The 12,291-nt window shown below is 28.7% G+C and carries 11 protein-coding genes and 1 pseudogene; 5 read left to right on the top strand and 7 right to left on the bottom strand.

The genetic code is table 11. From position 1 onward, the window contains the following. Nucleotides 1–77: 77 nt before the first annotated feature. Both CBLAS_RS08550 and CBLAS_RS09800 read left to right on the top strand, forming a co-directional pair. A complete protein-coding gene (locus tag CBLAS_RS08550; protein ID WP_106869783.1) occupies nt 78–1,151 on the top strand; it encodes a tyrosine-type recombinase/integrase in 1,074 nt (357 codons plus the stop codon). Between the two features lie 63 nt (nt 1,152–1,214). Then, nucleotides 1,215–1,370: pseudogene (locus CBLAS_RS09800) on the top strand (type II secretion system protein); the annotation flags it as partial. A gap of 1,166 nt (nt 1,371–2,536) precedes the next feature. Here CBLAS_RS09800 and CBLAS_RS08540 read toward each other — a convergent pair. Both CBLAS_RS08540 and CBLAS_RS09620 read right to left on the bottom strand, forming a co-directional pair. Continuing rightward, nucleotides 2,537–3,223, bottom strand: a complete 687-nt coding sequence (locus tag CBLAS_RS08540; protein WP_106869785.1) for a RipA family octameric membrane protein — start codon at nt 3,221–3,223, stop codon at nt 2,537–2,539. A gap of 157 nt (nt 3,224–3,380) precedes the next feature. Then, complete coding sequence (locus CBLAS_RS09620) at nt 3,381–4,040, bottom strand: type II secretion system protein (protein WP_244948129.1); 660 nt, start codon at nt 4,038–4,040, stop codon at nt 3,381–3,383. Between the two features lie 306 nt (nt 4,041–4,346). Here CBLAS_RS09620 and CBLAS_RS08530 point away from each other — a divergent pair, with 306 nt between their 5' ends. Next, a complete protein-coding gene (locus CBLAS_RS08530; protein WP_106869788.1) occupies nt 4,347–4,889 on the top strand; it encodes a cysteine hydrolase family protein in 543 nt (180 codons plus the stop codon). Between the two features lie 304 nt (nt 4,890–5,193). Here CBLAS_RS08530 and thiD read toward each other — a convergent pair whose 3' ends face one another. Genes thiD through recA form a run of 4 tightly spaced genes read right to left on the bottom strand, consistent with a single transcriptional unit; the run spans nt 5,194 to nt 8,483 of the window. After that, entirely contained in the window at nt 5,194–5,934 is a 741-nt protein-coding gene (gene thiD / locus CBLAS_RS08525; RefSeq protein WP_106869790.1) for a bifunctional hydroxymethylpyrimidine kinase/phosphomethylpyrimidine kinase, read from the bottom strand. An 8-nt stretch (nt 5,935–5,942) separates the two neighbouring features. Beyond that, complete coding sequence (locus tag CBLAS_RS08520) at nt 5,943–6,215, bottom strand: hypothetical protein (protein WP_241517561.1); 273 nt, start codon at nt 6,213–6,215, stop codon at nt 5,943–5,945. Then, a complete protein-coding gene (eno, locus tag CBLAS_RS08515) occupies nt 6,212–7,462 on the bottom strand; it encodes a phosphopyruvate hydratase (RefSeq protein ID WP_106869792.1) in 1,251 nt (416 codons plus the stop codon). Before eno ends, CBLAS_RS08520 begins: the two co-directional genes overlap by 4 nt. Beyond that, nucleotides 7,455–8,483, bottom strand: coding sequence for a recombinase RecA (recA, locus tag CBLAS_RS08510; protein WP_106869794.1), 1,029 nt, complete (start codon nt 8,481–8,483; stop codon nt 7,455–7,457). The genes eno and recA overlap by 8 nt, the downstream gene beginning before the upstream one ends. 98 nt (nt 8,484–8,581) lie before the next feature. Here recA and CBLAS_RS08505 point away from each other — a divergent pair, with 98 nt between their 5' ends. After that, entirely contained in the window at nt 8,582–9,304 is a 723-nt protein-coding gene (locus CBLAS_RS08505; protein WP_106869796.1) for an MqnA/MqnD/SBP family protein, read from the top strand. Beyond that, nucleotides 9,304–10,071 carry a UDP-N-acetylmuramate dehydrogenase gene (locus CBLAS_RS08500; RefSeq protein WP_106869798.1) on the top strand — a complete coding sequence of 256 codons (768 nt, stop codon included), beginning with the start codon at nt 9,304–9,306 and terminating at the stop codon, nt 10,069–10,071. Before CBLAS_RS08505 ends, CBLAS_RS08500 begins: the two co-directional genes overlap by 1 nt. 51 nt (nt 10,072–10,122) lie before the next feature. Here CBLAS_RS08500 and CBLAS_RS08495 read toward each other — a convergent pair whose 3' ends face one another. Continuing rightward, the gene (locus CBLAS_RS08495) at nt 10,123–12,087 is read right to left on the bottom strand and encodes an LTA synthase family protein (RefSeq protein WP_106869800.1); all 1,965 of its coding nucleotides are present in this window, start codon (nt 12,085–12,087) and stop codon (nt 10,123–10,125) included. Nucleotides 12,088–12,291: the final 204 nt, after the last annotated feature.

The raw sequence follows: 12,291 nt of genomic DNA, 5'->3' as shown, positions 1-12,291 counted from the left end.
AACTTTTTAATATGTTATAAATATATGGAAAGTAGTTTTTGTAAAATCAATGTTTAAATTTTACAAAAAGGAAAAAAATGAATTTAATAAATCATAAAAACAAAATCTATTTAGAGTATTACACATCGTCAAAACTTGTGAAAAGGTCATTAAATCTTGAGTATAATCAAAAGAATTTAAAATATGCAAAAACTACACTTCTACCCCTGTTTTTAAAAATATCAGCACAGAAAAATAGTAAAAAACTGCTACCTAAAAGAGCCATTTCAAGAAGTATTAAAAATGTAAAATATGCTAAAACTTTGAAGGAATTTTGTGATGAAATTTTGCTAAATTTAACTTATACAGCAAAAAAAGGAACGATAAATTCAGCAAAATACTCTATAAGAAGATTTTTTGATTTTATAGACAACAAGGAGATAACAGCTTATAGCATTAAAGATATGCAAATGGCAGTGTTTCGTATGAAAAAAGAAAGTCTTAGTGCAAAAACTATAAATTTACTTTTGACCTATCCGAATTTAGCATTTAAAAAGGCAAAACAGCAAAATATCATAAAAGAAAATCCTTTTTTATTTGTAAAAAAACCAAAAGAGACAACTAAGCCAAAAGTAGTTTTTAGTAAAAAACAGATAAGCAATATCTTGGAAAATGCAAAAGGGGAGTTGAAAACATTTTTATATATAGCATTTTATACGGGAGCTAGGTGCGGTGAAATTTTAGCTTTAAATGGTGATGATATAGATATTTTAAATGCAACCATATATATAGAAAAAAATCAAGCAAGATATGAACTAACTACACCAAAAAATGGCAAAACAAGGCAGATAGTAGCACCAAAAGAGCTTGTAGTTTATTTAAAAAATGCGTTAGGGGGATTTATGGGTTCATCAAACAAGTTATTTTATAGTGATTACTTTCAAATTTACTATGAGTTTAAAAAGCTTTTAAAGGCTTTGGACTATCCATTATGTGGGCTTCATACTACTAGGCATACATATACCACTCATTTGATGAAAAATTGCATTTCGCCAATGTTTATAGCAAATAACCTGGGGCATTCGAATTTGGATTTGGTAAATAGGATATATTCTCATTATTTGTTTGATAAAAAAGAGATTAAAAAGATAAATGAAAAAATTAAATTTTAAACCTATTTTTCAACATTTCACATAAGCGTATGTAAGGTGGAATTTATTAAATAGGAGGAAACCATGAAAAAAGGTTTCACAATGATCGAATTAATTTTCGTAATCGTAATTTTAGGTATCTTGGCAGCAGTTGCTATCCCAAGATTAGCAGCTACAAGAGATGACGCAGAAGTCGCAAAATCACTTAGTAACTTAGGAACAGCAGTAAGCGATATCACAGCTAACTATACAGCACAAGGTAGTTTTGATACTGATGATATATCTGCTTTTACAAATGTTGAAGGAATTAGCTACAGTGACGCTACTAAATTGACAGCATTAAAATCTGCAGGAGCTCAAACAGTTACTCTTAACTATCCTGTAAATAAAAAGAATTGTGCTACAATTAGTCTTATGAAAAATAATTTTGATGAAATTACAATTTTTATAGGAACATCTAAATTGCTTACTCTTCAAAAAGCTATCTCTACTGCAAAAGAAAAAGTTAAAGAAGCAGAGGCTAAAGACTATTCAAGCGAAAGTGATCCAGCAACTGCAAAAACTACAGCAGTTACTGAAGCAAAAGAAGGAGTTACCACAGCTAAAAAAGCTCTAACAGATGCATTGGCTAAAACAGATTCAACTGCACCAGCTGGAGCTGATAGCTCATGCAGATCTTTAGTATCAGCTAGCTCATTTAGAGATATGGCAGGTAAAGAATACCAACTATCAGGTTCAAGAGTAAGATTCTAATTCTTTAACCCATAGTTAAATAGTTTAAGCTCGGACTTCGGTTCGAGCTTTTTTTATGCCTAAAATTTATATAATTAGTAATTTTAAGATTAACCACTCTAAATATTTCATCATCATTTTAAAACTTTTCTATTTTAAGCTAGTTACTTCACTTCACTTAGGATAGTAAAATTCCTATTTTAACCTAGAATAACAAAATTTCTTTTTTCTTTAGGAAACAAAACCCTTTTTAACTTAGAATAACAAAATTTCTTTTTTACTTAAAATAACAAACCCCTAGTCATTTAGCCAAATAGTCTTGACTTTTGTCTTAAATCTCATAAATAGTATTAAAATAAATTTTGTTTTTAATTTGTTAGGTAAAGGTTATTATAAATAAAACTTAGCTTTAAAATATTTGGTTAAGTTTTTATATTAAAGTATTATTTTTGATACGGAAATTTGTCAATTACCCAATTAGTTGCTTCTTCAAATTCTTTATTTTCCATTAATTTAGTTGTAAAAGTGTTTTGTTAGTCTAAATTTTTATAAATATCTTTAATTTTATATGGTTTGCTTTTACTAGAATCTTAGAGCAGTAATTAAGAATATTAATGATGATAAACTAGGATATTAAAAAATAAAAATTCATATTAATCTCACTAATTTTTATTTTACTTTTTTTGTCTAAAATTCCTAGATATTATAAAAGGCAAATAACATAAAAAACCAATAAATATTACTATACAGACAAATGCAGTGCATTTAAAAATATCACAATTATAAAATATATTATTAATAAAATTTAAAATATTTTTTATAAATTTTGGTATTGCAAGTAAGTGAAAGATACTCAAAACAAAAAATATAAACATACTAAAGTATCCTAAAGATATATTTATTTTACTAAGCGAATATCTATATTCTTTTAGTGAGAAAAAATTATCTTTGCTGTTATTTAAATCTAAATTAGCAGGAAGGAAAAATTCTTTTTTTATGTTTTTACTTGAATTGCATTTATTATTAAAAATCATTTGAGCTTCTACAAAATCATCTAGCATTTTTTCATATGCTTCGTAGCTATTTTTTGAACCTTTAAACATCAATACCCAAAAAATAGATAAAACATAACCACAAAAACATATAAAAATAGATATTAAATTTGTAATGTCTGTTCCTAAGTATGAGATTTGATTGCTAGATATAAAAAAGAGTTTCATCTGAAAAGTGCCATAAGCAGTGTATGCAATAAAAAGAAAAGCACTTAGAAAAACAGCTCTTTGCCAAAAAAATTGTAGCTCTAAATCTCTGCTTTGATAAATTCTTTTATAAATTTCAAATTTAATTTCTTGTTCATTCATTTATAATCCTTTAAGTTAAATTTTATTTTTATTAAAAAAGCTATGAGAGTATCTTCATATAATCTAAAAAATATTAATGAAGATTAAGAAGAAAATGAGGCGTAAAAAAAGCTCGAACCGAAGTCCGAGCTTAAACTATTTAGCTATAAGTTAAGAGTTAGAATTTTACTCTTGAACCTGATAGTTGGTATTCTTTACCTGCCATATCTTTAAATGAGCTAGCTGTTAATAAAGATCTGCATGAGCTATCAGCTCCATCTGGAGCATAGCTAGTAAGTTTTGATAATGTATCTGTTAGAGCTTTTTTAGCTTCGTCAACTTTGGTTTGTGCTGCTTCAACTGCTACTTTTTTAGCATCATCATCTGCATATCCATCAGTGCCACCAACAGCTTTATCTTTTGCTTTTTTAAGTTCTGCATTTTCTTCTGAAATTTTTTCTTGTAAAGCTGCTAATTTAGGTGTTCCTATAAAGATAGAAATTTCATTTTCTGTATTTTTTATAAGACTAATTGTAGCACAATCTTTAGTTTTGCTTACTTTGTAGTTAAGGGTAACTGTAATTGGGTCATTGCCATCTAATGCTGTCAATTGATCACTACCGCTATAGTCAATCCCTTCCACATTTGTATATGTAGCTATTGTATTTGAATTAAAACCACCTTGTGCTGTATAGTTAGCTGTGATATCGCTTACTGCTGTTCCTAAGTTACTAAGTGATTTTGCGACTTCTGCGTCATCTCTTGTAGCTGCTAATCTTGGGATAGCAACTGCTGCCAAGATACCTAAAATTACGATTACGAAAATTAATTCGATCATTGTGAAACCTTTTTTCATGGTTTCCTCCTTGTATAAATTCCACCTTACATACGCTTATGTGAAATGTTGAAAAATAGGTTTAAAATTTGGTAAATATTTTTATTGAATTTATTTGTAAATTTTGTATAATTAAGTTTTTACGATAGTTATAATTACAAGTGGTAGACTGGAAAAATTTTAACTAGATATCCAACAAGACAAAAACCTAAATGGTAAAAAGCTTATTTAAATTTTTTAATAGTATAATTTAGTAAAAGGTTTTAATAAATTCAATGCTATGAGATATTTATAGAAAGGTTTAGATATATGAGTAAGAAAAAAAATCTTTTAGTTGTTGTGGATTTTCAAAATGATTTCGTTGATGGTTCGTTAGGTTTTGATAATGCTAACAGGCTAGAAAGTGTAATAGAGAGTAAAATTCTAAGTTATAGAAAAAATGGTGATGATGTGGTTTTTACACTTGACACTCACGAAGAAGATTACCTAGAAACTATAGAAGGTAGAAATTTGCCTATAAAGCACTGTATAAAAGGCACTAACGGTTGGGAAATATATGGGAAAATTAAAAATTTGGTTAAAGATAGTGTGGTTTTTGAAAAAGGTGGCTTTGGCTCAGATAAGTTGTATCAATTTTTAAAAGAAAATTTTTATGTAAGCATTGAATTTGTAGGTCTTGTAAGTAATATTTGCGTAGTTACAAATGCAATTTTAGCAAAAACAGCAAGTCCAAAAAGTGAAATTATAGTTAATGCAAAAGCTACTGATTCATACGATAAAAACATAGAGGAAAAAACTTTTGATGTGTTAGAAAATTTACATATAAAGGTTATAAACAGGGAAGTGATTTAAATTTATAATGTGAATGTCTATATTAAGGTAGAATTTTAAAGTTTAGTGTATTATAAAATATTTAAGAATTGGAGAATTTCATTTAAGTATATACAAGGCGTAATAAATTTGTGCTTTTATTTAGAATGGTTTAATCTATAAGTTTTTATCTCTCAATATCCTAGTTTTATCATTAATGTATCAATTGCTATTTTAAGATTTTAGTAAAAAATAAACCATAGAAAATTAAAGATAAAATATTTATAGTCTTTTTTTATTTTAGAATTTTAACAACAAGTAATAATATAAGCCACGAAGATATAGACTATAAATCATTTAAATTATGTAAAATAGGACCTTTTCCATGTCCTAAATTTGGTGCATTTTTTATAGCTTTTGTTATAAATTCTTTTGAGATTTTAACTGAGTTTTCTAAAGAATTACCTAAAGCTAGGTTGCATGCAATTGCGGTGCTAAATGAGCAACCTGTTCCGTGAAGGTTTTCTGTATTTATAAATTCATTTTTAAACTCTTTTATATTGCCATTTTTATAAAATAGCCTATCAATACTAAAATCATTCTCTTTTATATTTTTAATGACTACATTGCAAGGTGCAATAACATTTAAATCATCTCCAAAAAGCACCTTTGCTTCATATAAATTTGGTGTTAAAATGGTTGCGTATTTAAAAAGATTTTTCATATATTTTATATTTTCATCACTCATTAAAGTAGAGCCAGCTTTTGAGATAAATACAGGATCAATCACAATGGGAATATCTAAATATTTGATAAAATCCTCCACTACATCTATAATCTCTTTATTAAAGAGCATTCCTATCTTAACAGCAGATATTTGAAAGTCTTCTTTAACTGTGTCTATTTGTGCTTTTACAAAACTCGGAGATATATTTACAATCTCCTTAACGCCCATTGTATTTTGGGCTGTTAGAGCTGTTAGAGCTGTTGTTGAAAAGATTTTAAAATATTCAGCAGTTTTTATATCCGCTTGAATCCCAGCTCCACCACTTGAATCGCTTCCTGCTATACTTAATAATACTTTCATTTTTTATCCTATGGTTTAAAATCAGGATCTAGAGATGTTCTTTCTAGATATAATTTGTGTAGTTTTGAGTTCTCTTTTTGTAAATTTTGTATATCTTTGATTAGGTAAATTTTCTCTTTTTGTAACTCTTTTAAAACTACGTAGGAACGCTCTCCAAAAAGAACATTTCCTACATATATTCCAAAGATTACAACAAATATAACAGCCAAGCAAAATAACATTATCAACTTTAAAGATGATGATTTTGATTTTACTTTATACTCATCTAAAATTTCACTCAAATACCATTTCCTAAATACTCATCTGTTTCAAGTTCAATCTCAAGTAAGCGGTTATATTTTGCATTTCTTTCACTTCTTGAAGTTGCACCTGTTTTAATTTGCCCAGCATTTGTAGCTACTGCAAGATCTACTATAAATGTATCTTCGCTTTCGCCACTTCTATGGCTTATAATAGTTTTATATCCATTTCTTTGTGCAAGTCTTATAGTCGCAAGAGTTTGGCTTAGTGAGCCTATTTGATTTGGTTTTATTAAGATTGCATTTGCTGTGTTTGTCTTAATACCTTCTCTTAAAATTTTCTCATTTGTAACAAATAAATCATCACCAACTAACTGAACACTATCTCCAAGTTTTTTTGTTAATTTTGCCCAGCCATCCCAGTCATCTTCGCCAAGACCATCTTCTATAGAGTAAATTGGATATTTTTCACAAAGCGTAGAGTAATACTCAATCAACTCATCGCTTGAAAACTCTTTTCCTTCTATATGATATTTGCCATTTTTATAAAGCTCGCTTGCTGCAACATCTAAAGCTAGTTTTATCTCTTCACCCACTTTATACCCAGCTTTTTTTATAGCTTCAATTATAACTTTTATCGGCTCTTCATTGTTTTCTAAATTTGGTGCAAAACCACCTTCATCTCCAACTGCAGTGCTATGACCTGATTCATTTAAAATAGTTTTTAAGCTTTGGTAAATTTCAGCAACAGCTCTTAATGCGTCACTAAATTTGGTAAAGCCAAAAGGCATTATCATATATTCTTGAAAATCAACACTATTGTTTGCATGTGCTCCACCATTTATAATGTTAAACATAGGAACAGGTAAAACGCTTGCATTTTCTCCACCAATGTATCTAAAAAGTGGCATATTTAGACTTTTTGCAGCAGCTCTTGCAACTGCCATTGAAACACCTAAAACTGCATTAGCTCCTAAATTTGAGTAGTTATCTGTGCCATCAAGTTTTAACATAGCTTTATCAATGAGTTTTTGATCATACGGGCTCATACCTACAATTGTTTCAGCTATAATCTCTTCAGTGTTTTGCACAGCTTTTAAAACACCTTTTCCGTAAAATCTACCATCGCCATCTCTAAGTTCTAAAGCCTCTTTTTTACCTGTGCTTGCACCACTTGGAACAATAGCACTAGCTTCAGTACCGTCTGTTAAAACAATGGTTGTTTTTATGGTTGGGTTTCCCCTGCTATCAAGCACCTCTTGTGCGAAAATATCTGCAATGCTAATCATTATCCACATCTCCTGTTATAATTTTATTTTCTAAAACTCCAAGTTGTTCTTTAATCCGTTCTTCAATCTCTTTTGCAATTTCTGGATTTTCTTTTAAGAAATTTTTAGCATTTTCTCTTCCTTGACCTATTTTGGTAGTTTTATAACTAAACCAAGCACCACTTTTATCGACTATATCAAGTTTTACACCATAGTCTATTAATTCACCTAATTTACTAACTCCTTCGCCAAACATTATGTCAAATTCAGCCAGTCTAAATGGAGGTGCTACTTTATTCTTAACAATTTTAACTTTGACCCTATTTCCAATTGACTCTTCATTTTGTTTTAAAGTTGCTATTCTTCTTATATCGATTCTAACAGAGGCATAAAACTTAAGTGCATTTCCACCCGTTGTAGTTTCAGGTGAGCCATATCCTATTTGTCCTATTTTCATACGAATTTGATTTATAAATATAACAGTAGTTCCCATTTTATGGACAACACTAGCTAGTTTTCTAAGTGCTTGACTCATAAGTCTTGCTTGAAGTCCAACGTGAGTATCACCCATATCTCCTTCAATCTCAGTTTTTGGAGTAAGTGCTGCAACTGAGTCAACTACTATTAGATCAATAGCTCCGCTTCTAGCAAGAGTTTCAACGATATCTAGAGCTTGCTCGCCAAAATCAGGTTGTGAAACATATAAATTTTCAACATCAACACCTAAATTTGAGGCATATTTTACATCAAGAGCATGCTCAGCATCGACAAAAGCACAAATTCCATCTTTTTTTTGAGCTTCTGCTATAACTTGTAAGGCTAATGTAGTTTTACCAGAGCTTTCTGGTCCATAAATTTCTATGATTCTTCCCTTTGGAATTCCGCCTATTCCAAGAGCTATATCTAGCCCAATAGAGCCTGTTGAGATTGAGTCAATTGGTTCAATCTCTTTATCGCCAAGTCTTACTAAGGTTCCTTTTCCAAAAGCCTTGTCAATCTGCTTAAGTGCTAAATCAAGAGTTTTTTGCTTTTTTTCATCCATTTTATACCTTTAAAAGTGTTTTTTAGATTCTAATATATTTTTACTTCAAGATAAGTAAAGATATATTATACTTATTTAAATCTAATAAAGGTATAAAGTTGAAAATTGTAGAGATTGCAAGCAATTTTTATATGAAATTTGATTCTAGTGATAGTGAAATTTTAGAATTTAAACATATTGAAAAAAATATAAAATATCTAAATAAAAAGATATTTGATTTTGCATACGATATAAGTTTGATTGATTTTTCATTATATCCTTTAGTTTTTGAAGAATATGCACTTATATATAGTGGTGTAAAGTTTGAAAAAGAGGCTAGTGGAAAATTGATTAGAAAAAAAGAAAAAAGATTAAAGCCAAATTTTAAATTAGCATTAGAGGATGAAAATTCAATATATGCAATGCTTTTAAGGATTAAATACTCTGAAGCTAGGATAATTACTATGGATGAAAAAGAGATTAAAAAAGCTATTTTAGAAGATGAGGTTCATGCTGGGCTTGTTTTTAATGGCGAATTTTTTAATGATTTTTGTGTTGAAAATGATATAAATCAAATTTGGAATAGTTTAAATAAAAAGAATTTACCATTTCCTGTAAGTTGCTTTGTCGTTAGAAGAAGCTTGCCTTTGGTTGATGCTATTGAGTCTCAAAGAGTGTTAGAAAATAAATTTCAAGATGGTAAGTTTTATGAAAATAAAGATAAAAGTAGTGCAATTGAGTTTTTGTTTGAATTAGGGTACAAATATGGTTTTTACCCTCAAAAAATCAATATTTATGATAATTTAATTCCAGTTGAATATTTGGATTTTAGGTTTAGTTAATGATAGTTGATTTTAGTAAATTTAGCTCTGTTGGAGTTGGTGGAAAGCATGAAGTTGCCATTTTAGATGAAGGTAGTGTAGAGCATTTTGATGGTGTTGTAATAGGCGGTGGATATAATATCTTAATATCGCCAAATCCGCCAAAGCTTGGTATGTTAGATAAGAAGTTTAAGTTTTTAAGTTTAAAAGATGATATTTTAACTATAGGAGCGGCAACTAAGAGCTCTTTTATATATAATTTTTCCAAAAAAAACAATATTTCAAATTTTGAGTTTTTACGTGGAATTCCTGGCACTTTAGGCGGACTTCTTACTATGAATGCAGGTTTAAAAGGCTATGAAATTTCTAATAATTTAATTAGTGTAAAAACTAGCAAAGGTGGATTTAAAAAAGAGGAATTAGTTTTTTCATATAGAAAAAGTGAAATTCCAGGTGTTATTTTGGAAGCTAAATTTAAAGTAAATTTAGGTTTTGATATAAGTTTAAGTGATCAAATCTTTAAACAAAGATCAAATCAGCCAAAAGGGGCAAGTTTTGGCTCTTGTTTTACAAATCCTAAGGGTGATTATGCAGCTAGACTTATAGAGAGTGTTGGACTAAAAGGCTATAAAATAGGCGGATGTGGATTTAGTCAAAAACATGCAAATTTTTTGATAAATTATGGTGGTGCAACTTATGATGATGTTACAAAACTTATAAAACTTGCTCAAAAAAGAGTTTTTGAAGAGTTTGGAGTTAGACTTAAAACAGAAGTTGTGGTTTTATAAATATAATTTGTATTTGTAAATTTTATAAGAGAAAAGGATTATAGCGCTAAACTATAATCCTTTATTTCCAAAATATTTTACTAGCCAATCAGCAATAGCTATACTTGCTTTATAGTTGCAAATCGCCTCATCTTTACACTCATCTTTTAGTGAGTTTAACTTAAAAGTTTGATTTTTATCACGAACTATTAAAGAGCGGTTAAAGCCAATGTGTTTTGCATTTGGATCAAAAAGATTGGCTCCAATAGAGATATATTCCTCATCTTTTAATGTTAGATTATATAAAGTTGGAAAGATATCTTTTTGTGAACCAGGAACTTTTGAATCGATATTTAATTTTTTCATTAATTTTGGAGGAAGGTAGAAATATATAGGGATATTTTTTGCTGTAAAATACGGGTCTTCTTTATATTTCATTATACCTTCAGCTGTGTTGTTATCAGCAGTTACTACTATGATTGTGTTATCTTTAAGTTTGCTTTGTTTGAACTTATCTAAAAATCCACCTAAGCTATCAAGAGCATAAGCATATGATGTAAATCTTTTATTTGCATATTCTAATGATGAGGTTAAGTTCTCTTGAAGCTCTTTTGAAAACTCTAAATTTTTAGTATAGTTTTTAGGTATCTCAAAAGGAGGGTGGTTGTTAGTGCTAAGTGCGACTATCATAGTTTTTTCTTTTGTTTTTAGTAGAGTTTGGAAAATATACTCATAAAGATACTCATCATACACGCCCCATTCATGAAAATACTCATCTTTTGGAAGTGTTTGCTCAAGACCATTAAAGATATTTATTTTACCAAGAACCTCATCATATCCTTGATGATTTAAAAATATACCAATATCTCTCCAGGTGAGATCTCCGCCATATATAAATTTAGTATTATAATTTTGCTTATTAAACAAAAAAGCAGGTGTAAACTCAAAACTAACTTGAGCATATTTTGACTGAGCTAGTGGGAAGCTATCAGGCCTAGATGGGATGTTTACAACTAAGGATTCTAAAGAGGCTATAGTTCCATCTCCTTCTGAAACTATATTGGTAAAAACTAAATCCTTATCAAAGTGTTTTTTAAGTTTGCCAAGGATATCAAATTTTTCACTTTGATACTTAAGTATAGGCATACCAAAACTTTCAACCATGATAACGACAACATTATAATCCTCATCATCCACTTTGTTTGTTTTAAAAGTTATTGAGCTAAGATTATCTTTATTTTTATCTATATTATTAATATCTTTATATATTTTAAAAGCCTCATCAATATCTTTAAATCCTGCTAGATTTACATAATCTAGTTTATCTTCAGTATCTCTTTTTTTAATTTTTATTGCTTCAATTAGAGTTCTTATTCCATTATGTGACATTTTATTTATATAGTGGTGCTTAGATACATTTGGAAGGTACTTTCCTAAAGGAAACATTCCAAAACTACCGCGAATTATTATGAAATTTAAGGCTAATAACACAAAGGCAAAAATGAAAGGATTTATTGAGCGCTTACTTTGAAATTTTTTAGAAAATATGTATTTTCCAAATTTATAGAGTAGATATAGATATATTGAAAAGAAAATTAAAATTAATAAAACTGGATAATCTTTCCAAAGTGTTACAAGCAGGGCTTTAGTGTCATCTTCATAAAGACCAAAAAACATTATATTTAAATGCTCTTTAAAAAATGAGTAAAATCCAAAATCAGTAGCTAGGATAATTGAAGCAATGACAAATAGAGCAAAAAGCACTATAAAGACAGCTTTTTCTGCATATTTTGTATATTTTGGAACGAAATAAGCAAAGATTATTAAAAGGGTGGGGATAACTTGTATATAGCCTATAACGGTTAAATCAAGCCTAAAGCCTAAAATAAACATATGCAAGATGTCTTTTATATAAAGACTTAGCTCATCTATCTCTTGAAAATGTATAAAAAAAACAAGGCGAAAAATACTCATTAAGATTAAGAATATACCTTGGTAAAGTAGTGTTTTTTTGAATAGATCAAAAGATTTGTTCATCAAATGCCTTTTTAGTATTAAGATAATAAATAGCTCAAATTATATCTTAAAAAGATATATAAAGTTGTAAATTTTATAAAATTTTTGAATCAATGAAAGGCATTAAATTTTAAAATATATATTTTGTTTTATCTAAGAAGCTTAAGTAGTAAATTTAATAAAATAACTATGTAGATTTGAGATTACTATACTATTTTGTCATTC

The sequence above is a fragment of the Campylobacter blaseri genome (assembly GCF_013201895.1).
Taxonomy (GTDB): Bacteria; Campylobacterota; Campylobacteria; order Campylobacterales; family Campylobacteraceae; genus Campylobacter_B; species Campylobacter_B blaseri.
The sequence above is the reverse complement of the archived record's forward strand: the minus strand, read 5'-3'. Positions and strand labels throughout refer to the sequence as shown.